Genomic DNA, 24,899 nt, shown 5'->3' on the forward strand with positions numbered 1-24,899 from the left:
TCAGGTCGCCGCGAGGCGCTTCTTCTCCGTTTCGACGTCGAAGTCCGCGGCCGGCCACTGCGGGTTCAGCTCCTTGAGCGTCTCCAGCAGAATCGTGGTGACGGCCCAGTTGCGGTACCACTTGCGGTCGCTCGGGATCACATACCAAGGCGCGTCCGGGGTGTTACAGCGCTCGATCGCCGCGTGGTACGCGTCCATGTAGTCCGGCCACAGCTTCCGTTCGTCGACGTCGCCCGGGTTGTACTTCCAGTACTTGCTCGGGTCGTCGAGGCGTGCCTCGAGCCGGGCCTTCTGCTCCTCGGGCGAGATGTGCAGGTAGCACTTCACGATCGTCGCGCCGCTCGCGGTCAGCTCGGCCTCGAACTCGTTGATCTGGTCGTAGCGCCGGGTCCACACGTTCGGCGTGACCAGCTCGCGGACGCGGGCGATCAGTACGTCCTCGTAGTGCGACCGGTCGAAGATGCCGATCATCCCGCCGCCCGGGACCGCCTGCCGGATCCGCCACAGGAACCCGCGGCGCTTCTCGGCCGGCGTCGGCGCCTTGAACGACGTGATCTTCAGGCCCTGCGGGTCCATCAGCCCGGCACCGTGCCGGATCACGCCGCCCTTGCCGGACGTGTCCATCCCCTGCAGCACCAGCAGGACCCGGCGCTCCCCGCCGGTACGCCCCTCGGCGAACAACCGCTCCTGCCAGTCCGACACCTCGGCACCGAGCTGCTCCAGCGCGACCTTGCCGTCGTCCTTGGTACCGGAGAACCCGGCCGTCGACCGCGTGTCGAACTTCGTCAGGTCCACCTCGCCGGCCGGCACCCGCAGCAGCTCCCGCAGTCCCCCGCCAGCAGCCTTCTCAGCCTTCTTCTGCTTCGCCATCCACTCATCCTGCCTCATCCCTCCGGGAATGGCCGTCAGGCGGCGCGGGCGAGCGCGATCAGGCGGGACAGCGCGCGCAGGTACTTCTTGCGAAAGCCACCCTTGAGCATGTCCTTCGAGAACAGCTGGTCGAGTGGTACGCCGCCCGCCAGCAGCGGGAGGTTCCGGTCGTACATGCGGTCGGCGAGGACGACCAGCCGGAGCGCGATGTTCTCGTCGGTCAGCGGGCGAAGATCGGTGATCGCGACGGTCTCGATGCCGTCCAGGAGAGCGCCGTACTTGCTCGGGTGCAGTTCGGCGAGGTGGCGGTGGAGGTCGACGAAGTGGTCGCAGGACGCGTTGGGGCGTACCGCGGCTTCTTGCTCGACCTTCTCGTCGGGCCAGGGGTCGGGGGCCGTCGGGAGGCCGCGGTGGCGGTAGTCCGGGCCGTCGATCCGGCGGACGTCGAAGCGGGCGGCGAGGGCCTGGATCTCGCGGAGGAAGTCGATCGCCTGGAATCGTCCCTCGCCGAGCTTGTCCGGCAAGGTGTTCGAGGTTGCTGCGATCTCTACTCCCGCGTTGAACAGTTGGCCGAGGAGGCGGGAGATCAGCATGGTGTCGCCCGGGTCGTCGAGCTCGAACTCGTCGATACAGATGAGGCGGTAGGACGAGAGTTTTTCCACTGCTGTGCGGAGGCCTAAGGCGCCGACCAGGTTCGTCAGCTCCACGAACGTGCAGTACATCTTCGGGGCGGCTGCTTCGTGCCAGAGCGATGCCAGCAGGTGCGTCTTGCCTACGCCGAATCCCCCGTCGAGATAGATGCCCGGTTTCCCGGCGACTGGGGAGGAAGCGCGGAAGCGGGACCAGAAACTGGGGCTCCGCCTGGGTGCGGCCAGGTGGGTTGCGCGGTCCTGGAGGACGGTGAGGGCCTCCGATTGGGTCGGTTCGCCGGGGTTCGGGCGGTACGTCGCGAAGCGGACGTCGGCGAAGCGCGGTGGCGGGACGCATTCGGACAGCAGCCGGTCCGGGCTCACCTCGGGCCACTGTTCGCTCAACCGCACCACCATGCGCCCAACCCTAAGGCAGGGAAAAGTATGGAAAGCCCGCTGTGGCCTTGACCACTTTCTTACTTTCAGTTAGGAAGTTGGAGTAGCGATCGATGAGGAGTCTCCGATGGGCGAACGGCACGTGCGGCGGCGGACAGTTCTCAAGACAGCGGCGGGTGCGCTCGGCCTCGGGTCCGCGCTCGCCGCCTGCGGTGGCAGTGACAGCGGTGGCGGTACGACCAGCGGCGGCAAGGCCGTCGTCCGGATGTGGTCCTGGTACAACGACCAGCAGGACCAGTTCCCCAAGCTGATCAGCGCGTTCGAGGCCGCGCACAGCAACATCAAGGTCGAGAACCGGATCTTCGGTACGCCGGACCAGTACCTGCCGGCGCTGCAGGCCGCGGTCGCGGGTGGCGACGTACCGGAGATCTTCGCGCCCCACACGCGGGCGCTGACGTACGGTACCGGCGGCGTGTCCGCCGACCTGAAGCAGGAGCTCGGCGACGATTTCCTGAAGGACTTCTTCGACTCGGCCAACCAGGAATACACCCTGGACGGCAAGCAGTACGCGGTCGGCTGGATGGCGCAGACGTTCGGCCTGTTCTACAACCCGGACCTGCTGAAGGCGGCCGGGGTCGGCGAGGACGAGATCGAGACCTGGGACGACCTGATCGCGGCCGCCGCGAAGATCCGGAAGACCGGCAAGTACCCGGTCGCGCTGAGCTGCAACCCGACGACCAGTTCGCTGGACTTCTTCCTGCCGCTGATCACCCAGGTCGCCGACGATCCGACGTACTACCTGAAGCTCGACCAGCTCAAGGACGGAGCGACGTACGAGGATCCGAAGGTGGTCAAGGCGATCGAGCTGCAGCAGAAGATCGTCAAGGCGGGCGTCTTCCAGCCCGGTACGACCGGAACCAGCGGTGATCAGGCGCCGCAGATCTTCTACACCGGCAAGTCCGCGATGCTGTTCAACGGCAGTTGGACGCCGCAGGGCCTGACGAAGGACGCGTCGCCGGCGTTCAACAAGTTGTACAAGGTGATGAAGACTCCGGCCATCGCGCCGGGCAAGCGGCACTGGACGGCGAACCAGGCCGGCGCCGGCTGGGCGGTCTCCGCGACCAGCAAGAACAAGGACGCCGCGCTGGAGTTCCTCAAATTCATGTACTCCGCAGAGCAGTACTCCCCCACGATGAACGAGTCGAACTCGATGCCGGCCACCAAGAGCGCGGCCGCCCGGATCGAGCTGCCGATCATGAAGCAGATGACGTCCTGGTTGCTCGAGGGCGACGGTTGCCCGCACATCCCGTTCGGTCCCGGCTCGGTGGCGGCCGGAGATCCGCTGGCGAAGATCTTCGACGGCAGCGGTGAGCCGGCCGCCGTCGCGAAGGCGATGCAGCAGGCGGTCCAGAACGCCAAGGGCGGGTGACCGGATGGCGACAGCTCTTACCAGAGACGTCGTCCGGCGGTCCGCGGCGCGCTCGGCGTACCGCTTCGGTTCACCGCTGCGGCGCTCGCAGCGGATCGCCGGCTACGTCTTCGTCGCGCCGACATTTGTGCTGTTCCTGGCGTTCGTCCTGTGGCCGATCCTCTACACGGCGTACCTGAGCCTGACGTCGTGGGGCGGGTTCGGGGCGCCGCGGTTCGTGAACTTCGACAACTACAGCCGGATGCTGCACGATCCCGTGGCGCGCCGCGCACTGGTCGTCACGCTGGTGCTGACCGCGGTGACGACCGCGATCCTGACGTTCCTCGGCCTGGTCACCGCAGTCCTTGTGAACCTGATCTGGCGCAGGGTCGGCGTCGTCGTCCGGACCATCCTGTTCATCCCAGGGATCGTGTCGTTCGTCGTCTCGGCCGTGCTCTGGAAGCTGATCTACGACCCGAACATCGGCACGCTCAACCGGTTGCTGGGGGCAATCGGTTTGGGCAGTCTGCAGCACCCGTGGCTCGCCGACCACAAGACCGTACTGCCGGCGATCGTCGTCGTCACGGTCTGGGGTGGCCTCGGGTTCACCATGCTGATCTACTTCGCCGGTCTGCAGAGCATCGATCCGAACCTGTACGAGGCGGCGGCGATGGACGGCGCGAACGCGGTACAGCAGTTCCGGCACATCACCGTGCCGAGCCTGCGGGTCGTGACGGGGCTGATCGTGAGTCTCGGGCTGCTCAACGGGTTCAAGGCGTTCGACGTGATCTTCGTGATGACCGGCGGCGGTCCGAACCACGGCAGTGAGGTACTCGGCACGTACCTGTACTCGCTGGCGTTCGGTACGACGTCCGGATCGCTCCCCCAGCTCGGATACGCCAGCGCGTTCAGCGTCGTGACGATGGTGCTCTGCACGCTCGCGGTACTCGCGCAGCTCTGGCTGACCCGGAGGGCGGACCGATGAAGAAGGCGTTCGCGACCTTCGTGCTCGCGCCGTTCTGCTTACTGATGGCGTTCCCGCTCGTGTGGATGCTGCTGACCTCGTTGCGCGAGCAGAACACGATCTTCAACGGCCCGGTCATCCCACGGAAGATCACCGGTGCGGCGTACCGGGAGGCGTGGACGTCGATCCAGTTCCCGCTGCATTTCTGGAACAGCGTGTGGATCACCTCCGTCACCGTGATCGGTGTCCTGGTGTTCGCCACGCTCAGTGGGTACGCGTTCGCGAAACTCGATTTCCCGTTCCGGAACACGCTTTTCGTGCTGCTGCTGACCACGCTGATGATGCCGTCGACGGCGCTGATCATCCCGCTGTATCTCGAGCTCAAGTCGTTCGGGCTGCTCGACACCCAGGCCGGCCTGCTGGTGCTGTACATCTCCGGGTCGGCACCGTTCGCGATGTTCCTGATGCGGGCGTTCTTCCAGACCCTGCCGGACGAGCTGATCGAGGCCGCGCGAGTCGACGGCGGCAGCGAGCTGACGATCTTCCGGCGGGTGATCCTGCCGCTCACCCGGCCCGGGATCGCGACCGTGGTGATCTTCCAGTTCCTGTCCACCTGGAACGAGTTCCTGATCGCCAACACGGTCCTGCGGAACACCGACTCGCTCCCGCTGCAGCCGGTGCTGTTCACGCTGATGGGTCAGTACTCCACGAACTGGCCGGCGTTGACGGCCGGCCTCACGTTGTCCGTCGTACCGGTGGTGATCGTCTACGTCCGGATGCAGCGGCAGTTCGTCGCCGGGATGATGCTCGGCGCCGTCAAGAACTAGTCGAAAGAGAGCAGATGCCGATCAAGAACGTCGTGGTCAACTGCACAGATGTCGAACGTTCCGTTGCCTTCTACACCGAGTTCCTCGAGCTCACGCCGTTGGGTGAACCAACGTCCGCGCGGGCGGTTCTCGACGCGGTGACCGCGACCGTCGAACTACGGGCCGTCGGCAACGGGCGGGAGCGGAGCACGTGGTCGCCGGACGATCTGCAGAAGGGCTTCCGCCACCTCGGTTTCAAGGTCGACCGCATCGACACGCGTGCCGCCGTACTGAAAGCCGCCGGGGTCGAGTTCAAGCTCGATCCGCTGGACGCCGAGGGCAACGTGCGGATCTGCTTCTTCTACGACCCGGACGGAACACTGCTCGAGCTGATCCAGGGCGACCTGGAGTACGCCGAGGTGCTCGACGCCGACGGGGTCGCGCGGGAGCGAGCGCTCGGCGTACCGTCCCGTCCGCGCTTCGACCACGTCGCGGTGACGATCGCGGACCGGGACGCGACCGCCGCGCACTACCGGGACCACCACGGATTCTCGTTCATCGGCACCATCGAGCAACCGCACGATCACCGCGGGTTCCACATCGGCTACCTCAAGGGTGGCGACACCGTGATCGAGGTCTTCACCTACGACGTGGACACGACCGGTCGCGCTCCGCAGTTGGACGTCGCGGGTTTCGCGTACGCCGAGCTGACCGGTGACGTGCCGGCGCTGCCGGCCGTCGAATCACCTGATGGGACGAAGGTCTACGTCGACCCCGACGGGTTCACGTACGCCGTAGGCTCGGGCGCGTGATCAACAACTGGCTCCGTCCGCTCGGCAACACCGGCCTGACCGTCTCGGCCGTCTGCGCCGGCGGCAGCGGTATCGCGGGGATGCCCGCCGTCTTCGGGTACGACGTGACCGCGCAGCAGGCGGTCGACCTGGTACTGCGGGTCTTCGACAGCCCGCTGACCTGGATCGACACCTCCAACGGGTACGGCGACGGCACCAGCGAGACCCGGATCGGCCAGGCGATCCGCGAGTACGGCGGGCTGCCCGGCGGGTTCATGGTCGCGACCAAGGTCGACGCCCGCGACGGCGACTACTCCGGCGCCCGGGTCCGCGCGAGTGTTGCCGAGAGCAAGGAACGGCTCGGGCTGGACGACCTTCCGTTGGTGTACCTGCACGATCCGGAGTTCCACGACTTCGACTCGATGCGGGACGCCGTCGACACCTTGATGCAGCTGCGCGCCGACGGCGAGATCGGCCACGTCGGCCTCGCGGGTGGTGACACCGGTGAGCTGTCGCGGTACCTCGACCTCGGCGGGTTCGAAGTACTGCTCGTCCACAACCGGTGGAGCCTGGTCGACCACTCCGCCGGCCCGATCTTCGAGCGCGCCCGCGCCGAGGGCATCGGGGTGGTGAACGCGGCCGTCTACGGCGGCGGGATCCTGGCGAACCCGCGCGGCGCGACGAAGTACGCCTACCGCGAGGCGCCGGCGGCGCTGCTGGACGCCGTGGCGGAGATGGACAAGGCGTGCGAGGAGTACGGCGTCGACCTCGCGACCGCGGCGCTGCGGCACTCGACGAACGACCCGGGGATCGCCGGAACGGTCGTCGGGATCACCAAGCCGGCCCGCGTCGACGCGCTGCTGGCCGCCCGCGATGCGGACCTCCCGAGCGAACTGCTTAACCGGTTAGGTAGCCTGCTCCCGGACAGGCAGTACTGGGTCGAGAAGGAGACGACGTGACGAACGGCTTCCCGAGCGGGTTCACCTGGGGCGCGGCGACCGCGTCGTACCAGGTCGAGGGCGCGGTGTCGGCGGACGGCCGCGGGCCGAGCATCTGGGACACGTTCGCGCACACCCCGGGCCGGATCTCCGACGGTACGAACGGCGACGTCGCCGTGGAGCACTACCACCGGTTCGCCGACGACATCCGGCTGCTCGCGGACCTCGGGCTGACCGCGTACCGGTTCTCGATCGCCTGGCCGCGGATCATGCCGGACGGCCTTGCCGGATCTGCGAACCCGGCCGGCCTGGACTTCTACCGGCGGCTGGCGGAGGCCTGTCTGGCGAACGGCGTCACGCCGTACGCGACGCTCTACCACTGGGATCTGCCGCAGCCGCTCGAGGACGCGGGCGGCTGGCTCGTCCGCGACACCGCGTACCGGTTCCGCGACTACGCCGTTGCCGTGCATGACGGACTGTCGGACGTCATCAAGCACTGGATGACGCTGAACGAGCCGTGGTGTTCGGCCTTCCTCGGCTACGGGAACGGCGAGCACGCGCCGGGGCGGACCGTCGGCGTGGATGCGCTGAAGGCGGCTCATCACCTGCTGCTCGGACACGGTCTCGCGTTGGACGCGATCCGTACGGAGGGGTCAGGGGGTTCGGCGTACGGGATAGCGCTCAACCCGGCACCGATCCACCCTGCGTCCGACTCCCCCGCCGACCGGGACGCCGCGCGGCGGATCGACGGCCTGCGCAACCGGCTGTTCCTGGAGCCCTTGCTGTCGGGGCAGTACCCGGCCGACGTACTGGAGGACACCGGGACGACGGAGTGGTTCGCGGCGCAGGAGGCGGACCTGCCGCTGATCGCGGCGCCGCTCGACTTCCTCGGCGTGAACTACTACTGCCCGACCACGGTCGCCGCGCCGGACGGGCCGATCTCCACGCCTGGTCCGTCGACGCAGCCGGGCAGCGAGAATGTCGTTGCCGTCGACACCGGTCTGCCGACGACCCAGATGGGCTGGCCGATCCAGGCGTCCGGGCTGCGCGACATCCTGGTGGCGATCAACAAGCTGGCGCCGGAGTTGCCGTTGTACGTGACCGAGAACGGGTCGGCGTACCCTGATGTGGTGACCGCTGACGGCCAGGTCGAGGACGACGAGCGGCTCGACTACCTGCGGCAACACGTTGCCGTGTGCAAGGACCTGGTGAGCGAAGGATTCCCGTTGAAGGGGTACTTCGCGTGGTCGCTGCTCGACAACTTCGAGTGGGCCTGGGGCTACAGCAGGCGGTTCGGGATCGTGTACGTCGACTACGCGACCCAGCAGCGCATCGTGAAGAAGAGCGGCCGCTGGCTGCAGGACTTCCTTCGCTAGGAGCGTGCTGCGTTCTGGTGTGGGGTGAGTTGGCTGTGCAGGACGAGTGAGGCGGCTCCCAGGGCCGCCGCGCTCGGGCCGAGTTTGGACAGCTCGACGCGGGTCGGGTGCATCGCGCGGACGAACGACAGCCGGTTGAGCTCCTGCGCGGCGATCCGGACATAGATGTCGCCGGCCTCGCTGAAGCCCGGCCCGGCCAGGATGATCTGGTCCAGGTCGAGCAGGTTGGTGATCGAGAGCAGCGCCTTCGCGAGGTACGTCGCGGACTCCTCGATCAGCTGCAGGCACCGGTCGTCGCCACCGGCCGCGAGGCGCGCGATCCTGGCGAAGTCCGAGCGGACCGAGGACTGGCGGCCGCGCAGCCCGAGCTCGACGGCGAGCGACTCGTGCTGTTCCGCGCGGGCGACGACGGCGGCCGGCGCCGCGAGACTCTCCAGGCAGCCCTGACCGCCGCACCAGCACTGCGGACCGTTGACGTCGAGGACCATGTGGCCGATCTCGCCGACGTTCGACGACGAACCGCGGTACACGTCGCCGTTCGTCACCAGGCCGAGGCCGAAGCCGGCCGCCATGTAGACCGTCGCGAAGTCGTTCGCGGACGGGATCTTGCCGGCCCAGAACTCCCCGATCGCCGCGCAGGTCGAATCGTTCTCCACCACGATGGGATGGTCGATCGCCGCCTTCAACGTGTCCCGTACGGCGAAGGGCTCCCAGGCGTACTTCTCCGCGTCCCTGCGCAGCATCCGGGTCCCGCCGCGACCCTGACGGCCGGCCAGCGCGACCCCGACCCCGACGAGCGTCGACGGCTCGATCTCGGCCTTCACGATCAGGTCCTCGAGCTCCGCGGTGATCCGCTGCACAGCGGTCGCGGGCGCTTCCTTGCCGATGCCGCGCGTGGACAGTTGCTCGATGACCCGACCGCTCATGTCGGTGACGACGTACGTCGTACTCGGCGTGTCGACGGCGATCCCGACCGCGTGCCGCGCGCGCGGGTTGAACTGCAGCAGGGTGGCGCGTTTGCCGCCGGTCGGGTCGCCGTACCCGGTCTCGATGATCAGGCCGTCGGCAAGCAGCCGCTTGACCACCCGGGAGATCGACGCGCCGGTCAGCCCGGACTGCTCGGCGAGGTCGACCCGGGTCACCGTCCCGCTGGACCGGATCAGGTCGAGGATCGCGCTGTGCGTCTCCTGTGCGGTCGCGCCTCTGAGCATCTTGGCCACGTCACCCTCCCTCGGGACGCACTTTAGTACACAACGTAAGGAAGTGGCAGTAGTTGACCTCAACTAACGTTGAGGTTCTAGCGTCCTCGGTGTGAAAGCGATCAGACTGCACGCGTTCGGCCCGGCGGAGAACCTCGTCTACGAGGACGTCCCGGACCCTACCCCTGGCCCCGGCACGGTGCTCGTCGACGTCGAGGCCGCGGGCGTCCATCTCGTCGACACGATGATCCGCGCGGGGACGACCGGCGACAGCCCGATTCCGGTGCCTGAATTGCCGACGATCCCGGGGCGCGAGGTCGCGGGCCGGGTGCTCGGGGCCGGACCGGACGTGAACCCGTCCTGGATCGGGAAGCGGGTCGTCGTCCATCTCGGCATGGTTCCCGGCGGGTACGCCGAACGGGCGGTCGCGAAGGTCGAGTCGCTGTACGAGCTCGCGGACCACGTCGACGCTGCCCAGGCCGTCGCCGCGATCGGTACCGGCCGCACCACCGCAGGCATCCTCCAGCAGGCGCAGCTCACGATGGAGGACGTCGTACTCGTCACGTCAGCCGCCGGCGGAATCGGCAGCTATCTGATCCAGGCCGCCCGCAACGTCGGCGCGATCGCCATCGGCCTGGCCGGCGGTCCGGCGAAGGTGGAGTTGGTCCGTTCGCTGGGCGCCAACCACGCGCTCGACTACCGCGACCCGGCCTGGGCGGACCAGCTCAGAACCATCCTGGCCGACACCCCAGCGACGGTCCTGCTCGACGGCGTCGGCGGCCCCACCGGCCAACAAGCCTTCGACCTGCTGGCCCCCGGTGCCCGAGCCCTCCTGTTCGGCTGGTCCGGCGGCGGCCCGATCGAATTCACCCACACCGACCTGATGACCCGAAGCCTGACCGTCGGCTGGGCCCTCGGCGCGCGCATGGCCGCCCAACTCCGCACCCTGGAAGCCGCCGCTCTCACCGAAACCACGACCGGCCGCTGGAAGGCCCTGACCACCACCTTCCCCTTGTCCGAAGCAGCCGCCGCCCACCACGCCCTGGAAACCCGAGCCACCACCGGCAAGGTCGTCCTCATCCCCTGATCGAGCACCGATTCCACATGAACACGTCGTACCGTCGCAGTACGACGTGTTCACCTCAACCTCCGCGCCGGCGACATGCCGACTTCACTCCTCATCGAACGAGATCGGCACCCCCGTCACGCCGCTGTACCCAACCAGCCCATGCGCCTTGGCCAGATCCAGGATGTCGCCGAAGTCAACGCCTCGCCCGTAGGACAGTGTGAGCAGGACATACTTCTCTGCGCCTTTGGGATACTCCTCCAGCTCGTAGTCCGGCGGTTCGATCTCATCCTTCAGGTCTGGCATCCTAAGGAAATTCGGGCTACAGATCGGGCACATGGCGTTCCGGCGAAGACAGAACGAGGTGAACGACAATGCGGAAGCGGGGCACGAGAGTCCCCCAGCTAACCGGTCAACTCCCCCGAGCGGACCCAGACTGAATCGGTCAGGTACCTCGGGGGGCGTACATGATGATGGCTACGCCGAGGAGGCAGATGGTGGCGCCGGCCAGGTCGTAGCGGTCGGGTTTGAAGTTGTCCAGGAGGACGGCCCAGGCCAGGGAGCCGGCGACGAAGATGCCGCCGTAGGCGGCGAGGATGCGGCCGAAGTTGGGGTCGGGCTGGAAGGTGGCGACGAAGCCGTAGGCGCCCAGGGCAACTATTCCGGCCGCGATCCAGAGGACGCCGCGGTGTTCGCGCCAGCCCTGCCAGATCAGCCAGGCGCCGCCGATCTCCGCGACGGCGGCGAGGACGAAGAGGAGGATCGACCGCAGCACGGTCACGGGCGACCGCCCGCGGGTGGGGGTACGGATCCCGTGTGCTCGCCGGGAGTTGCGCCGATGCTCGCGAACGGGAGCGGGCAGTCGGGATCACCCGCGCAGGTCTCCAGGTCCTCGCAGCCGGCGGCGATGCCGGCGCGGAGCGTTTCGGCGATGACGGTGAGGTCGGCGATCTTGGCTTCCACGTCGTGCAGTTTCTCCTGGGCGCGGGCCTGGAGGCCGGCTCCCTCACCGCGGGCGTGCCGGTGGGTCGCGGTGGCGAGGAGGTCGGAGATCTCGGCGAGCGTGAAGCCGAGGCGCTGGGCGGCCTTGATCACGCGGAGCGTCGTGATCGCCTCGGCGGGGTACTGGCGGTGGCCGCCGAGAGTCCGGGCCGGTTCGGCCAGGAGTCCGCGGCGTTCGTAGTACCTGAGGGTCTGCAGGTTCACCCCGGCAGCGGCTGCTACCTCGCTGGGTTTCACAGCCGGGCGACCAGACCGTCGAGTACGTCGGTGCGCGCGGGCGGGACGGTGATACGGAGATTGACTGCGCCGCTCAGCGTGAACGTGAAGAACGAGCAGCACTCGGACTCGCGGGCGATCAGGTCCGCGGCGGTCGCCTCGGCGGCCGGCTCGAGCAACAGATCAACGGTTTGCGGATCGACGCGGTTCACGTTCCGAAGGTACGTCGCGAAGAGTTGATCGAACTCCGCGACGCGGAACGGTCGCTCCGCGGTCGGCAGGGTGCAGGCGTCCGGTGCCCAGGATTCGTTCATGCCACGACGGTAAACCTGTACCGAAGTACCGGATGCAAGTCCTATGACTCGTACGTCAGCGTGAACGTGACCGCGCCGAAGCTGACGCGGTCTCCTGGGCGGACCTGGACCGTGGTGGTGATGCGCTGATCGTTCACGCAGGTGCCGTTCATCGAGCCGAGGTCGCGGAGCATCCAGCCGTCGTCGACGTACCGGAGCTCGGCGTGGCACCGCGACACGGTCTCGTCTCCGAGCCGCAGCGTCGCACCGGGCCCACGCCCGATCCGAACCGTCGGCGACCCGGGCGCAGGCAGCGCAAGGGCAGTCGGCGGCACCACCGGCACTCGCCGAACCAGCGTCAGCCGAGGCAGCGCCGGGCGGGTGACGGCGAGGCGCGGGAGCTTGGCGCGGATGGTTCGGGTCCAGGTGGTGAATCGGGATTCGCGGCGTGGCAGGTCGCGGAGGACGTCCGCCAGTTCGCCGGTGGTGCGGGCTCGGAGTACGACGTTCATCCGGCGGACGAAGGTGTCGTGGGACAGGCGGCCCGAGCCGGCGCCGTCGCGGAGTACGGCCAGGGCGCGGTCACGCTCCGCGTCCGACGGACGCGTACCGACCCCGATCGTGCTCATACAGGCATTGTCCGAGGCGAGTCGGGCGCCTGTCCACCTGGGAGGTGCCTAGGAAGTGTCCGTGGTGTGGGACAGAATGACGGGATGCGACTGCCTGTGATGCCGCCGGTCAAGCCGATGCTCGCCAAGCCGGTGAAGGAGATCCCGCGCGGGGCGATGTCCTACGAGCCGAAGTGGGACGGGTTCCGCTCGATCATCTTCCGCGACGGCGACGAGGTGGAGATCGGCAGCCGGAACGAGAAGCCGATGACGCGGTACTTCCCCGAGCTGGTCGAGGCGGTGAAGGCGAACCTCCCGGAACGCTGCGCGATCGACGGCGAGATCATCGTGATCGGCGAGTCCGGCGACCGGCTCGACTTCGAGGTACTGCAGCAGCGCATCCACCCGGCGGCGAGCCGGGTGAACATGCTGTCGGAGAAGACGCCGGCCCGGTTCGTCGCGTTCGACCTGCTCGCGCTCGGCGACGACGACTACATGGAGCGCCCGTTCAGCGAACGTCGTACGGCGCTGCTCGACGCGCTCGCGAACGTCAAGGAGCCGATCCACGTCACCCCGGCGACCGCCGACCACGAGACCGCGGCGCAGTGGTTCGAGCAGTTCGAGGGCGCCGGCCTGGACGGGCTGATCGCGAAGCCGCTCGACGGCCTGTACGTTCCGGACAAGCGGACGATGTTCAAGATCAAGCCGGAGCGTACGGCGGATTGCGTCGTCGCGGGGTACCGCCTGCACAAGAGCGGCCCGGACCGGATCGGCTCGCTGCTCCTCGGGCTGTACAACGACGACGGCACGCTCGCCAGCGTCGGCGTGATCGGCGCGTTCCCGCTGGAGCGCCGCAAGGAGCTGTTCGAGGAGATGCAGCCGCTCGTCACCACGTTCGACGAGCACCCGTGGGCGTGGGCGAAACAGGAGGAAGGTGTCCGTACGCCGCGCAACGCCGAAGGCAGCCGCTGGCAGGCAGGCAAGGACCTGTCATTCGTCCCGCTCCGCCCCGAGCTGGTCGTCGAGGTCCGGTACGACCACATGGAAGGCGTCCGCTTCCGCCACACGGCCCAGTTCGTCCGCTGGCGCCCCGACCGAACCCCAGAGTCCTGCACCTACGAACAACTCGAAGAACCGGTCAAGTTCGACCTCGCCGACGTCCTCTCCAGCGCCCAACGCTGATGCTCTACGGCCTCTACACGCGCCGGCTAAGACGCGAGCTGCGGCGCCTCCCCAAGCCGCGGCACGTCGCGATTGTGATGGACGGCAACCGGCGCTGGGCGCGCGGCGCCGGGTACGACGACGTACGCGTCGGTCACCGTTTCGGTGCGAAACACCTGGAGCAGTTCCTGCAGTGGAGTGCGGACGCCGGGATCACCTGTGTCACCGCGTGGGTCGCGTCGGCCGACAATATGCGCAAGCGCGACTCGGCTGAGGTCGACTACCTGATGGAGCTGACCGAGAGCGTGCTGGCAGAGCACGTTCGGCGCGACCACCGGTGGCGGCTGCATGTGGCGGGGCAGCTGGATTTGTTGCCCGACTCAACGGCCCGGGCGCTGAAGGAAGCCGTCGAGCTCAGCCGGGATCGCGACGCCGGTGATCTGACACTCGCGATCGGGTACTCCGGGCGACTCGAGGTCGTGGACGCCGTACGGGCGATGCTCGAAGACGCCGCGGCGGACGGACGGTCGCTCGAGGCGGTCGCCGACACGCTCAGCGAGGAGGAGATCGGGCGGCACCTGTACGTGCCCGGCCTGCCCGATCCCGAGCTCGTGATCCGGACCAGCGGCGAGCTGCGGATGTCGGACTTCCTGCTCTGGCAGGCAACCGGTTCGGAGATCGAGTTCTGCGACCTGTACTGGCCGGCGTTCCGCGAGGTGGATCTGCTCCGCGCGCTCCGGACGTACGGACGGCGAAGACTGCAACGATTCAGTTGAGTACTTTCGGGGTGGACCAGGGCACTATGGGGGTATACCGACTGGTAAGCGGAGGTGGCGCGATGTATGACGTCGTACTGCTTGTCGAGCAGGAGTTGTCCGAGCCGGATGCGAAGCGGGTCGTCGAGCTCCATCAGGACATGCCCGAGCCGGTGAAGTACCACGTGCTCGTGCCGTGCCACAACGCGGAAGCCGGCGTCGAGGCGTCGATCAGTGCGCTCGGTACGGCGGACCTCTACGGGCCGGGCCTCGCGGGCCAGCGGGAGGACCTGGCGGAGGCGCAGAAGGCGATCGACTCCGAGGCCAAGGGATGCACCGGGCGCAGTGTGCAACGGCTCCGCGACCTCGGGTACGAGGCCGAGGGCGGTATCTCGCACGACCGGCCGATCGACGCGCTGGTCGCGACGGTGAACCACGTGCAGGGTCAGGAGGTCATCATCCTGACCAGGCCACACATCGTCGCCGAGTTCTTCCATCTGGACTGGACGAACTCGGCCCGCCGGCACCTCGGCGTACCCGTGCTGCACCTGCTGGAGCAGGAGTCGAAGGCTAGTACTGGAGCAGAACCGCGTAAGTGAGACCGGCGGCGAGGCTCGCGATCAGCAGCGACAGCGTGGTCCTGATCGCGCGCTCGCCGGTCCGGCCGTAATGGCGGCCGTCCTCGGAGTGGTACGCGACCTTGTAGCCGGCGTACCCGGCCGCGAGCACCAGCCCTAGTTTGATCATCAGACACCCGCCGCCGTACCGGATTCCTTGAACTGCGTGTGGTACAGATCAGCGTACTCGCCACCGGCCGCGAGCAGTTGGTCGTGCGTGCCGCGCTCGACGATGTTGCCGTGGTCAACGACCAGGATCTGGTCCGCGTTCCGAACGGTGGAGAGCCGGTGGGCGATCACCAGCGAGGTCCGGCCTTCGAGTGCGCTGTCCAGGGCCTGCTGGACGGCGACCTCGGACTCGGAGTCCAGGTGTGCGGTCGCCTCGTCGAGGACGACGATCTTCGGTGCCTTGAGCAACAACCGGGCGATCGCCAGCCGTTGCCGTTCGCCACCGGACAGCCGGTGCCCGCGGTCGCCGACAACTGTGTCCAGCCCGTCCGGCAACTCCGACACGAGGTCCCAGATCTGGGCGGCACGCAACGCCTGCACCATCTCGTCCTCGGTAGCGTCCGGCTTGGCATACACCAGGTTCGCGCGGATCGTGTCGTGGAACATGTGCGCGTCCTGCGTGACGTACCCGATCGTGTCGTGCAACGACTGCAGCGTGACGTCACGGACGTCGTGGCCGCCGATCCGCACCGCTCCCCCGGTCACGTCGTACAGCCGGGCGACGAGGTTGGTGATGGTGGTCTTGCCCGCACCGGACGGCCCGACCAGGGCGATCATCTGGCCGGGCTGGACCACGAAGCTCACGTCCTCGAGGACCTGCGCGGAGACGCGCTTGTCGAGGACCGCGACGGACTCCAGGCTGGCCAGTGAGACCTGCTCGGCGGTCGGGTACGCGAACGCCACATGGTCGAATTCCACGCTCGCCGCGTCGGCAGGCAACGGCTGCGCGTCCGGGGCGTTCTTGATCATCGGCTCCAGGTCGAGCACCTCGAAGACCCGCTCGAACGACACCAGCGCGGTCATCACGTCGACCCGGACGTTCGACAGCGCGGTCAGCGGACCGTACAGCCGGCCGAGCAACGCGACCAGGGCGAGCAGTGTCCCGACGGTCAGTGTCTGCCGAACGGCCAGGTTGCCGCCCACGCCGTACACCAGGGCCGTGGCGAGCGCCGCCACCAGCGTCAGCGCGGTGAAGAACACCCGGCCGAGCATCGCGATCCGGATTCCCAGGTCGCGGACCCGCCCGGCGCGCTCGCCGAAGTCACGCTCCTCCAGGGCCGGGTGCCCGAACAGCGTGACGAGCAGCGCGCCGCCGACGCTGAACCGCTCGGTCATCGCGGTCGACATCTCGGCGTTCAGGTTCATCTGCTCACGCGTCATCGCGGCCAGCCGGCGGCCGAGGATGCGGGCCGGGATCAGGAAGACCGGCAGCAGCAGGATCGCCACCACGGTCAACTGCCAGCTCAGCGCGAGCATCGCCGCGACCACCAGGATCAGGCTGATGATGTTCGAGACCACGCCGGACAGCGTGGTGGTGAAGGCCTGTTGGGCACCGATCACGTCGTTGTTGAGCCGCGAGACCAGCGCACCGGTCTGTGTCCGGGTGAAGAACGCGACCGGCATCCGTTGGACGTGCGCGAACACCTTCGTCCGCAGGTCGTAGATCAGGCCCTCACCGATCCGCGCCGAGAACGACCGCTGCACGAGACCGAGCACGGCCTCCACGACCGCGAGCCCCGCGACGACCAGCGCCAGCGCCGTCACCAGACCGGCGTTTCCCTTGGTGATGCCGTCGTCGACGATCTTCTTGAACAGCAACGGCGACGCGATCACCAGGAACGCCGACAGGACCACCAGGATCAGGAACACCGTGATCTGCCACCGGAACGGCCGCGCGAACCTCAGGATCCGCCGCACCGTGCCCTTGGCCAGCTTCCGCCCGACGATCGACGCGTCCTGGCGCCGCCAGCCGGCCGCGGCCATCCCACCCATCATCGACATACTGCCGCCTCTCTTTGCACTGATCATCTCAACAGCCGGGGACAGAACACACTTCCCGCAACTTTTGGTTGCGCATCAGCCCGGACCTGGTCTACAGTCATGAGCAACCAAAGGTTGCGAAAGGATGAGAGGCCATGAGCAGGAGCATCGAGCGGGAGATTCGGGTCGAGGCGGCACCGGAGGTCGTCTACGAGGTGGTCAGCTCGCCCGAGCACCTGCGTGAGTGGTGGCCGGACGAGGTCGACCTGAAGCCGATCCCCGGCAGCACCGGGACGGTCGGGTTCAAGCAGGCCGAGGGCACCCTGGTCGTACCGGTGACCGTGGTCGAGGCCGAGCCGCCGCGCCGGTTCTCGTTCCGCTGGGACTACGAGGGCGACACCGCGACCCCGGAGAACTCGCTGCTGGTGACCTTCGACCTGATCCCGGCCGACGGCGGCACGCTGCTCCGGATGGCCGAGACCGGGTGGGACGAGGCCGCGAAGTCCGACGAGGCGCTCGCCGACCACACCAGCGGCTGGGACTACTTCATCGGCCGGATCCCGCCGTACGTCGACCGGCTGGTCGCCAGGCCGTGATCGACGACGAGCTCTGGTCGGCGATCGGGGACCCGACCAGGCGGCGGATGCTCGACCTGCTGCTCGCGGACGGCGGCGGTACGGCGACCAGTCTCAGCGAGCGGCTGCCGGTCACCCGGCAGGCGGTCGCCAAGCACCTCGGCGTTCTCGAACGCGCCGGGCTCGCGCACTCCGCGCCGTCCGGCCGGGAACGCCGCTACACCGTGGACGAGGTGCGCCTCGCCCACGCCATCGACCAGCTGTTCGACGTCACCCAGACCTGGGACCGGCGGCTGCAGCGCATCAAGCGGATCGCCGAGGCGATCGAGAAGACCGAGAGGCAAGAACCATGAGCGATATTCTGCACCGGGTCGGCATCATCGCACCGACCAAGGACGTGTACGACGCCCTCACCACGATCGACGGCCTGGCCGGCTGGTGGACCGAGGACACCACCGGCGACGTGGACGGCGTGATCCAGTTCCGGTTCGCCAGTGCGGGCGGCGACGGGTTCGATATGAAGGTCCTGGAGAAGTCTCCGGAGCTGATCCGCTGGGAGGTCGTTGGCGGACCCGACGAATGGATCGGTACCGAGGTCAGCTTCACGCTGTCCCGCGCCGACCAGTTCACGATCGTCCTGTTCAAGCAGGCGGGCTGGCGCGAGCAGGTCGAGTTCATGTACCACTGCAGCACCAAGTGGGCGACGTTCCTGATGAGCCTCAAGCAGTACGTCGAAACCGGCAAGGGCGAGCCCGCGCCGAACGACGTACTCGTGAGCAACTGGCACTAGCTAGCCCAGGGCGGCGATCAGTTCCTTGAGGCGGCGGGCCTGCGCCGCTCGTTCGGCTCGGAGTTGATCGTCGTACGAGCGGTCCGCGGCACCGAGGAGCAATGCCTTGGTCTCGCGGATCGCTCCGGGCAGCGGGGCCAGCACGGCGTCGGTGAGGTCCTTCACCGTCGCGGCCAGCTCATCGGCCGGTACGACGATGTTCGCCAGGCCGAGCTCCTTCGCCTCGTCCGCCTCGACCCAGCGCGTGGTGGCGCAGATCTCCAGCGCCCGCGCGTATCCGATGAGCTCGACCAACGGCTTCGTACCACCCAGGTCCGGGACCAGGCCGAGCGCGGGCTCGCGCATGCTGAACTTGGCGTCCGGTGTGACGACGCGCAGGTCGCAGGCCAGCGCGAGCTGGAAGCCGGCGCCGACCGCGTGCCCCTGGACGGCCGCGATGCTGACGATCTCCGGATTCCGCAACCAGGAGAATCCTGCCTGGAAGTGCGCGATCAGCGCGTCGAGCTCGTCGGCCGGCTTCGCGCCGAGGCTGAGCAGCGGCTCCTCGCCCAGGTCGTTGTCGCCCATGATCAGGCGGCGGTCGAGCCCGGCCGAGAACGAGGGCCCCTCCCCCGACACGACAACCACGCGGACCTCCGACGGCAGCGCTGTACCGAAGTCGGCCAACTCGGCCCACATCGCCGGCGTCTGGGCGTTCCGCACCTCAGGACGATCCAGCACCACCCGGGCCACCGGCCCGTCCACCGTCAGTCGCAGACCTGTCATGAGGTGAACATTACTGGGAAGTAATCAGGCGAGCGAGACCAGGTCGGCGTAGTCGCTGGTCCAGAGGTCTTCGACGCCGTCCGGCAGCAGGACGACTCGCTCCGGTTCGAGTGCCTCGACCGCACCCTCGTCGTGGGTGACCAGGACGATCGCGCCGGTGTACGAGCGGATCGCGTTCAGCACCTCGGCGCGGGAGGCCGGGTCAAGGTTGTTGGTCGGCTCGTCGAGCAGCAGTACGTTCGCCGCCGAGACGACCAGTGTGGCGAGCGCGAGCCGGGTCTTCTCGCCACCGGAGAGCACCCGGGCCGGCTTGTCGGCGTCGTCGCCGGTGAACAGGAACGAGCCGAGTACGCTGCGCGCCTGGGTCTCGTTCAGGTCCGGGGCGGCGGACTTCATGTTCTCCAAGACGGTCCGGTTGACGTCGAGCGTCTCGTGCTCCTGGGCGTAGTACCCGAGCTTGAGGCCGTGGCCGTCGATGATCTCGCCGGTGTCGGGCTTCTCGATCCCGCCGAGGATCCGCAGCAGCGTGGTCTTACCGGCGCCGTTCAGCCCGAGTACGACGACGCGCGAGCCCTTGTCGATCGCCAGGTCGACGTCGGTGAAGATCTCCAGCGAGCCGTACGACTTCGAGAGCTCCCGCGCCATCAGCGGCGTCTTGCCGCACGGGGCCGGCGTCGGGAACGCGATCTTCGCGACCCGATCCTGGGCACGCACGTCCTCGAGCGACGACATCAGCTGCTCGGCGCGCCGGAGCATCTGCTGGGCGGCGGTCGCCTTGGTCGCCTTCGCGCGCATCTTGTTCGCCTGGTCGACGAGCTGGGAGGCCTTCTTCTCCGCGTTCGCCCGCTCGCGCTTGCGGCGCCGCTCGTCGGTCTCGCGCTGGCTCAGGTACGCCTTCCAGCCGACGTTGTAGATGTCGATCTCGGCCCGGTTCGCGTCCAGGTGGAAGACCCGGGTGACGGTCTGCTCGAGCAGGTTGACGTCGTGGCTGATCATGATCACGCCACCGGCGTACGACTTCAGGAAGTCCCGCAGCCAGATGATCGAGTCCGCGTCCAGGTGGTTGGTCGGCTCGTCCAGCAGCAGCGTCTCGGCCTGCGCGAACAGGATCCGGGCCAGCTCGACGCGGCGGCGCTGACCGCCCGACAGCGTCGACAGCGGCTGCCCGAGGACACGGTCCGGGAGGCCGAGGTTCGCGGCGATCCGGGCCGCTTCGGACTCGGCGGCGTACCCACCCGCGGCGTGCAGGTCGGCCTCGGCGCGCTCGTACCGCCGCATGCCCTTGGCGCGGGTCTTCTCGTCGGCGCTGCCCATCGACTTCTCGGCCGAGCGCAGCCGGCGTACGACGTCGTCCAGACCGCGGGCGGACAGGATCCGGTCCCGGGCGAGTACGTCGAGGTCGCCGGTGCGCGGGTCCTGCGGCAGGTAGCCGATCTCGCCCGAGGACGTCACCGACCCGCTGGCCGGCAGGCCCTCACCGGCGAGGATCTTGGTCAGCGTGGTCTTGCCGGCTCCGTTCCGCCCGACCAGCCCGACCTTGTCGCCGGGACCGACCCGGAACGACGCGGGCGCGAGCAACTGACGGGCACCGACGCGAACCTCGAGATTGGAAACAGTGATCATCGGGGTTCGCAGGGGTCCTTTTCGCTAGAGCAACGGCAGAGTTTGCTGCTCTAGTGTATGTGTCGTGAAATTCAATCCGGACGCGGATCTCGACACCAGCGGCGTCGAGGACACCCGCGGTAGTGGTGGCGGTGGCCGCAGCGGGCTGCCGACCGGGATGATCCCGGTCGGTGGCGGCATCGGCGGCATCATCCTGCTGGTCGTGATCCTGCTGCTGTCCGGTGGCCTGCCAGGCGGAGGTGGCAGCGACCAACCGGCGACGCAGAACACGTCGAGCGGCAGCCTGAGCAACTGCAAGAAGGGCTCCGACCTGCAGTCGAACTCGGACTGCCGGTTCGTCTTCTACCAGAACTCGATCCAGAGCTTCTGGGCCACCGAGCTCCCCCGGCGCGGCAAGAAGTACACGCCGGCCGCGATGCGGGTCTTCGACGGCTCGGTGAACACCGGCTGCGGCCCGGCGACCAGCGCGGTCGGCCCGTTCTACTGCCCACCCGACAAGCGGGTGTACCTGGACATCGGGTTCTTCCAGACCCTGCAGACCGATCTCGGCGCCCGCGGCGGCGAGTTCGCCGAGGCGTACGTCGTCGCGCACGAGTACGGCCACCACATCCAGAACCTGTACGGCATCCTCGACCGGATCAAGACCCGCAACGGCCCGACGTCGGACTCGGTCCGCTCCGAACTGCAGGCCGACTGCCTCGCCGGTGTCTGGACCAACCACGCGACCACGGTCCCGAACAAGAGCGGCCAGCCGCTCATCACCGACCTCACCCAGGACGACATCGCCCGCGGCCTCGACGCGGCCGCCTCCGTCGGCGACGACCGCATCCAGCAGAAGACCCAGGGCCAGGTAACCCCCGAGTCCTTCAGCCACGGCACCGCCGCCCAACGCATGAAGTGGTTCCAGGCCGGCATGGACTCCGGCGACATGACCGCCTGCGACACCTGGTCCGCGCGCACCCTCTGAGCACAGCGAAGAACCGCCCTGCACTCGCAGGGCGGTTCTGTTTGGTGGTCAGGCGACCTGGGCGGGGCGGTGGTAGCCGGGGAGGAGTTCGTCGACGAGGGCGTCGGTTTCGGCTTCGGGGCCGCGGGGGCCGCCGTGTTTGGTGAGGGCGGCGTACATCTGGCCGGCGACGTTGGTGACGTCGGCCGTCGTACCGAAGTGGGCGGCGAGGCGGAGGGTGGCGCGCCACAGTTCCTCCGAGGCCGGTGCGAAGCTCAGGCCGGTCTGCAGCGCCGTCCGTGCCAGGTTGCCGTCGTTGTGGCTGAGGGACGCCTCGGCGAGCCGCAGGGCGGCGTCGACGACGGCCTCCGCCATCCGGCGTTCGATCCCGGACGCGGCGAGCCACGAGTAGCGGCCGCCGGGCAGGTTCGACCAGGCGGGACCGTGCACCAGGCTGAGCGCCGTCGACAGCGGGCCGCGCGGGTCGTCCATCATCGACGCCTGCTTGGCGAGCGTACGGAACACGTCCCAGTCGACCCGGACCACGCTGCGGTTCAGCATCCAGCGCCCGGACTCGTCGGCGTACATCGCGTCCACCCCGACCCAGCGGCGGGTGTGCTCGAGCGCCGCGTCGCGCAGTTCCTGGCTGATACCGCGCGGCCAGATCGCACCGGCGAGCACGTTCGGGTGTACGCCGTAGTCCTGGCTGGCCAGGAACGCGACGATCTCCGTCGACAGCGCGATCCGGCCTTCTTCGATCGTGCCGCGAGCGTCCACCTCGACCGGGCCGAGCAGGTCGACCTCGACCGGCGCCGCCTGGCTCAGGTCCATGGCCGAGTACTCGTACGCCGGCATGTCCTGCTCCGAACGGCGCTTGTCCCGGGCGTCCGCCTCGGCCGCGTCGAACAACTGGACCAGGTCCGCGAACTGCGCGGGGTTCACGCTGTGCGCGTCGACCTCGAGACCGAGCAGCCGGCAGACCGCCTGGTTCTTCTCGTCCACGACGAACCGCCACGGCGAGTTCAGTACGTCGCCGACCACGACCACGGAGATGCTCCGTTTGGCATCCGCGGCCAGCCGGTTCAGCTGCTCCTGCTCCTCCGGCGACGGCGGTGCGGACAGGAAGATGATCTCCGCGCCCCACAAGGCCGCGTCCGGATGCGTCATCCGGGCCTCCGCGACCGAGCCGGTGTCGCGCCGCCGGCAGGCCTCGACCTGCGCCTCGGTACGGCGGACGACCTCGGCCATGGCGTCGTCGAGCCGGATCCAGTAGCTCAGCCGGGCCGGAGCCAGCGACGACAGGTCGTCACCGAACCCGACCATGCTGATGTGCGCGCCCTCCGACCACAGGTTGGTCGCCAGCTCGACGGCCAGCGAACCCACCACGTCGCGGGAGGCATCGGTGACGCCGCCGAACGCGACGATCCCGTTCGCGGTGTCGAGGTCGATCAGTACGGTCGCACCGTCCGCGTTCTGGCCGACGGTGACGAGCGTCGGGTACGGCGCGGGCGCGTTGACGTCGGCGTTCGGCGCGTAGGCACGGCGCAGCGTCCAGCGGGTGCCGTCGGCCAGCGCCTGCCACGGACCGGGCGGGGCAGGCTGCGCCTCGTACGGGTCCAGGACCAGCGTCAGCGCGCGGTCGGTCACCAGCGCGGCGACGACCTTCGGCATCGGCCGGCTCAGCTGGGTCATGTCCGCGCCGAGCTTGCGCAGCGCATTGTCCACGAACTGCGCCGTCGGCACGTCCGCCGCCAGCCGCAGGTCGATCTCGGTCTGCCGCTGGCCGGCCGCCTTCGGGCCCGGGCCCTGCGCCCAGCCGCGGCGCCGCTTCAGCGCCAGCGCCAGGCCGGCCGCGAGCAGCGTCGCGCCGAAGCCGAAGATGCCGGCCTCCTGCAGGTTGATTCCGCTGTGCGCCTCGACCGGAACGGCCACGGGGACCTGCGTACCGCCACCGGCCGGTTCGCCCTGCTCGTCCGTCCCGGCACCCGGGACGTGCGGCTCGGCGATCACGTTCGGCCCGGTCGGCTTGGCGTTCTTCGCACCCGGGTCGGTCGTCGAGCTGACGATGCCGAGCGAGGAACCCTGCTCCGTGCCCTGCTCGGAGAACCGGCCCGGCCCGGTGGTCGTCTTCGCACCGGTCTTGTGGTCGACCGTGACGTGCGGCTTCGTGACCGTCTTCGTCTCGGTCGGCCTCGTTGTCCGGGTCGTTGTGCGCGTCTCGGTGGTAGTTGGCCTGGTCGTGTGGTCGCCGACGCTCACCCGGACCGTGTGCACGCCCGGACCCTTGGCGTCGGCCGGGAGCCGCACCTGCCAGCCCGGCATGATCAGATCCGGGTTGGTCAGCCGGCGGCCGTCGGGCTGCAGCTTGTTCTTGTTGAGGTCGTAGATCTCCTTGTACCGGCGGCCGTCGCCGAGGTGCCGCTCCGCGATGTCCCACAGGCAGTCGTAGTTCCGGCCGTGCGGCGGGCGGACCTCGGTGTACTTGATCACCTGGCCGGTGTGGTCGTGGTTCGTCCGGACGCCGGTGGTGGTCTTCTTCGTCTGCTGGTTGTTGCCGCTGAGGATCGTGCTGGACGCCTCGGTCTGGCGGAACTGCGACGCGGCGGACTCGCCGCCGCCGTGCCGCGCGGTCACCGCGGTGGGAGCGGCCGGGCCGCTCGTCGTCACCGCGCTCGCCACCGGCAGGCTGACACCCGCACCGGCCGCGATCAGTACGACGGTGCCGACCAGGCGGCGGGCCAACGCCTGCGAGCCGCCGCCGAGCGGTACCCGTGGGGACAGGCCGTGACCGCGGATCTCGGCGACCGCCTCCGCGATCAGGCAGATCACAAAGTGCAGCCAGGCGACCCAGATGAAGAACGCGATGATGCCCAGCACGGTCTCGATGCTCAGCTCGCTGAACAGCATGCTCTTGCTGGGCATCTTGTCCGGCCACGGCGTACCGAAGAACCGCAGCAGCACGTACGGCACCCCGCCGACGATCGCGAGGATCGCGAGCAACGCGACAAAACCCTTCAGCCGGTCAGCGCCCGGACTCCCCGCCCGCCCCTGCGGCAACCGCGCCGCCCGCACCGGATCATTGGTCCTCACCATCGCTCCTCCACACCATCAGCCAC

27 protein-coding genes are annotated in these 24,899 nt (G+C 68.5%); 14 read left to right on the forward strand and 13 right to left on the reverse strand.

Translation table 11 applies throughout. The annotated features are described in order from the left end of the window. Positions 1-870: a polyphosphate kinase 2 family protein gene (locus tag FB475_RS32070; RefSeq protein WP_141861297.1), complete on the reverse strand. Its 870-nt coding sequence runs from the start codon at positions 868-870 to the stop codon at positions 1-3. A gap of 35 nt (positions 871-905) precedes the next feature. Continuing rightward, on the reverse strand, positions 906-1,916 hold the full coding sequence (zapE, locus tag FB475_RS32075) for a cell division protein ZapE (protein ID WP_141861299.1): 1,011 nt from the start codon (positions 1,914-1,916) through the stop codon (positions 906-908). A gap of 106 nt (positions 1,917-2,022) precedes the next feature. Here zapE and FB475_RS32080 point away from each other — a divergent pair, with 106 nt between their 5' ends. The 6 genes from FB475_RS32080 to FB475_RS32105 are packed head-to-tail and all read left to right on the forward strand — an operon-like array spanning position 2,023 to position 8,178. Continuing rightward, positions 2,023-3,324: an ABC transporter substrate-binding protein gene (locus tag FB475_RS32080; RefSeq protein WP_141861301.1), complete on the forward strand. Its 1,302-nt coding sequence runs from the start codon at positions 2,023-2,025 to the stop codon at positions 3,322-3,324. A gap of 4 nt (positions 3,325-3,328) precedes the next feature. Continuing rightward, the gene (locus FB475_RS32085; protein ID WP_141861303.1) at positions 3,329-4,288 is read left to right on the forward strand and encodes a carbohydrate ABC transporter permease; all 960 of its coding nucleotides are present in this window, start codon (positions 3,329-3,331) and stop codon (positions 4,286-4,288) included. Beyond that, on the forward strand, positions 4,285-5,094 hold the full coding sequence (locus FB475_RS32090; RefSeq protein ID WP_141861305.1) for a carbohydrate ABC transporter permease: 810 nt from the start codon (positions 4,285-4,287) through the stop codon (positions 5,092-5,094). Before FB475_RS32085 ends, FB475_RS32090 begins: the two co-directional genes overlap by 4 nt. A 14-nt stretch (positions 5,095-5,108) precedes the next feature. Then, positions 5,109-5,885, forward strand: coding sequence for a VOC family protein (locus FB475_RS32095; protein ID WP_141861307.1), 777 nt, complete (start codon positions 5,109-5,111; stop codon positions 5,883-5,885). Then, the gene (locus tag FB475_RS32100) at positions 5,882-6,823 is read left to right on the forward strand and encodes an aldo/keto reductase (RefSeq protein WP_238332564.1); all 942 of its coding nucleotides are present in this window, start codon (positions 5,882-5,884) and stop codon (positions 6,821-6,823) included. The genes FB475_RS32095 and FB475_RS32100 overlap by 4 nt, the downstream gene beginning before the upstream one ends. Further along, complete coding sequence (locus FB475_RS32105; protein WP_141861309.1) at positions 6,820-8,178, forward strand: GH1 family beta-glucosidase; 1,359 nt, start codon at positions 6,820-6,822, stop codon at positions 8,176-8,178. The genes FB475_RS32100 and FB475_RS32105 overlap by 4 nt, the downstream gene beginning before the upstream one ends. Here FB475_RS32105 and FB475_RS32110 read toward each other — a convergent pair. Then, positions 8,175-9,389 carry an ROK family transcriptional regulator gene (locus FB475_RS32110; RefSeq protein ID WP_141861778.1) on the reverse strand — a complete coding sequence of 405 codons (1,215 nt, stop codon included), beginning with the start codon at positions 9,387-9,389 and terminating at the stop codon, positions 8,175-8,177. The two genes, FB475_RS32105 and FB475_RS32110, sit on opposite strands and share 4 nt — an antisense overlap. 100 nt (positions 9,390-9,489) lie before the next feature. Between FB475_RS32110 and FB475_RS32115 the strand changes: the two genes are divergently transcribed. Beyond that, the gene (locus tag FB475_RS32115; RefSeq protein WP_141861311.1) at positions 9,490-10,464 is read left to right on the forward strand and encodes a zinc-binding dehydrogenase; all 975 of its coding nucleotides are present in this window, start codon (positions 9,490-9,492) and stop codon (positions 10,462-10,464) included. 84 nt (positions 10,465-10,548) lie between these two features. On the opposite strand, the gene FB475_RS32120 is transcribed toward FB475_RS32115, so the two are convergent. The 5 genes from FB475_RS32120 to FB475_RS32140 form a co-directional block, all read right to left on the reverse strand. Beyond that, positions 10,549-10,749, reverse strand: a complete 201-nt coding sequence (locus FB475_RS32120) for a hypothetical protein (RefSeq protein WP_141861313.1) — start codon at positions 10,747-10,749, stop codon at positions 10,549-10,551. A 139-nt stretch (positions 10,750-10,888) separates the two neighbouring features. Beyond that, positions 10,889-11,224 carry a YnfA family protein gene (locus FB475_RS32125; protein ID WP_141861315.1) on the reverse strand — a complete coding sequence of 112 codons (336 nt, stop codon included), beginning with the start codon at positions 11,222-11,224 and terminating at the stop codon, positions 10,889-10,891. Then, positions 11,221-11,682: a MerR family transcriptional regulator gene (locus tag FB475_RS32130; RefSeq protein ID WP_141861317.1), complete on the reverse strand. Its 462-nt coding sequence runs from the start codon at positions 11,680-11,682 to the stop codon at positions 11,221-11,223. The genes FB475_RS32125 and FB475_RS32130 overlap by 4 nt, the downstream gene beginning before the upstream one ends. Continuing rightward, the gene (locus FB475_RS32135; RefSeq protein WP_141861318.1) at positions 11,679-11,975 is read right to left on the reverse strand and encodes a hypothetical protein; all 297 of its coding nucleotides are present in this window, start codon (positions 11,973-11,975) and stop codon (positions 11,679-11,681) included. Before FB475_RS32135 ends, FB475_RS32130 begins: the two co-directional genes overlap by 4 nt. A 41-nt stretch (positions 11,976-12,016) precedes the next feature. After that, positions 12,017-12,583, reverse strand: coding sequence for a DUF1707 and FHA domain-containing protein (locus tag FB475_RS32140; RefSeq protein ID WP_141861320.1), 567 nt, complete (start codon positions 12,581-12,583; stop codon positions 12,017-12,019). Positions 12,584-12,667: 84 nt separating this feature from the next. Between FB475_RS32140 and FB475_RS32145 the strand changes: the two genes are divergently transcribed. The 3 genes from FB475_RS32145 (at position 12,668) to FB475_RS32155 (ending at position 15,077) form a co-directional block, all read left to right on the forward strand. After that, positions 12,668-13,744, forward strand: a complete 1,077-nt coding sequence (locus tag FB475_RS32145) for an ATP-dependent DNA ligase (RefSeq protein WP_141861322.1) — start codon at positions 12,668-12,670, stop codon at positions 13,742-13,744. Continuing rightward, a complete protein-coding gene (gene uppS, locus FB475_RS32150) occupies positions 13,744-14,499 on the forward strand; it encodes a polyprenyl diphosphate synthase (RefSeq protein ID WP_141861324.1) in 756 nt (251 codons plus the stop codon). The genes FB475_RS32145 and uppS overlap by 1 nt, the downstream gene beginning before the upstream one ends. Before the next feature lie 62 nt (positions 14,500-14,561). Then, positions 14,562-15,077, forward strand: coding sequence for a hypothetical protein (locus tag FB475_RS32155; RefSeq protein ID WP_141861325.1), 516 nt, complete (start codon positions 14,562-14,564; stop codon positions 15,075-15,077). Here the strand turns inward: FB475_RS32155 and FB475_RS37030 are convergent. Both FB475_RS37030 and FB475_RS32160 read right to left on the reverse strand, forming a co-directional pair. Further along, positions 15,049-15,225, reverse strand: a complete 177-nt coding sequence (locus FB475_RS37030) for a hypothetical protein (RefSeq protein ID WP_185759522.1) — start codon at positions 15,223-15,225, stop codon at positions 15,049-15,051. The genes FB475_RS32155 and FB475_RS37030 overlap by 29 nt on opposite strands. Next, positions 15,225-17,099, reverse strand: coding sequence for an ABC transporter ATP-binding protein (locus tag FB475_RS32160; protein WP_141861780.1), 1,875 nt, complete (start codon positions 17,097-17,099; stop codon positions 15,225-15,227). The genes FB475_RS37030 and FB475_RS32160 overlap by 1 nt, the downstream gene beginning before the upstream one ends. A gap of 140 nt (positions 17,100-17,239) precedes the next feature. Between FB475_RS32160 and FB475_RS32165 the strand changes: the two genes are divergently transcribed. The 3 genes from FB475_RS32165 to FB475_RS32175 are packed head-to-tail and all read left to right on the forward strand — an operon-like array spanning position 17,240 to position 18,449. Continuing rightward, a complete protein-coding gene (locus FB475_RS32165) occupies positions 17,240-17,680 on the forward strand; it encodes an SRPBCC domain-containing protein (protein WP_141861327.1) in 441 nt (146 codons plus the stop codon). Then, on the forward strand, positions 17,677-18,012 hold the full coding sequence (locus FB475_RS32170) for an ArsR/SmtB family transcription factor (protein ID WP_238332565.1): 336 nt from the start codon (positions 17,677-17,679) through the stop codon (positions 18,010-18,012). Before FB475_RS32165 ends, FB475_RS32170 begins: the two co-directional genes overlap by 4 nt. Further along, positions 18,009-18,449, forward strand: a complete 441-nt coding sequence (locus tag FB475_RS32175; RefSeq protein ID WP_141861329.1) for an SRPBCC family protein — start codon at positions 18,009-18,011, stop codon at positions 18,447-18,449. The genes FB475_RS32170 and FB475_RS32175 overlap by 4 nt, the downstream gene beginning before the upstream one ends. Here FB475_RS32175 and FB475_RS32180 read toward each other — a convergent pair whose 3' ends face one another. Beyond that, entirely contained in the window at positions 18,450-19,214 is a 765-nt protein-coding gene (locus FB475_RS32180; RefSeq protein WP_141861331.1) for an enoyl-CoA hydratase/isomerase family protein, read from the reverse strand. A gap of 24 nt (positions 19,215-19,238) precedes the next feature. After that, the gene (locus FB475_RS32185; RefSeq protein ID WP_141861333.1) at positions 19,239-20,837 is read right to left on the reverse strand and encodes an ABC-F family ATP-binding cassette domain-containing protein; all 1,599 of its coding nucleotides are present in this window, start codon (positions 20,835-20,837) and stop codon (positions 19,239-19,241) included. A gap of 64 nt (positions 20,838-20,901) precedes the next feature. On the opposite strand from FB475_RS32185, the gene ypfJ reads away from it, so the two are divergent. Further along, on the forward strand, positions 20,902-21,804 hold the full coding sequence (gene ypfJ / locus FB475_RS32190; RefSeq protein WP_141861335.1) for a KPN_02809 family neutral zinc metallopeptidase: 903 nt from the start codon (positions 20,902-20,904) through the stop codon (positions 21,802-21,804). Between the two features lie 48 nt (positions 21,805-21,852). Here the strand turns inward: ypfJ and FB475_RS32195 are convergent, their stop codons facing one another. After that, positions 21,853-24,876, reverse strand: a complete 3,024-nt coding sequence (locus tag FB475_RS32195; RefSeq protein ID WP_141861337.1) for a hypothetical protein — start codon at positions 24,874-24,876, stop codon at positions 21,853-21,855. Positions 24,877-24,899: the final 23 nt, after the last annotated feature.

This window comes from Kribbella jejuensis, assembly GCF_006715085.1.
Classification (GTDB): domain Bacteria; phylum Actinomycetota; class Actinomycetes; order Propionibacteriales; family Kribbellaceae; genus Kribbella; species Kribbella jejuensis.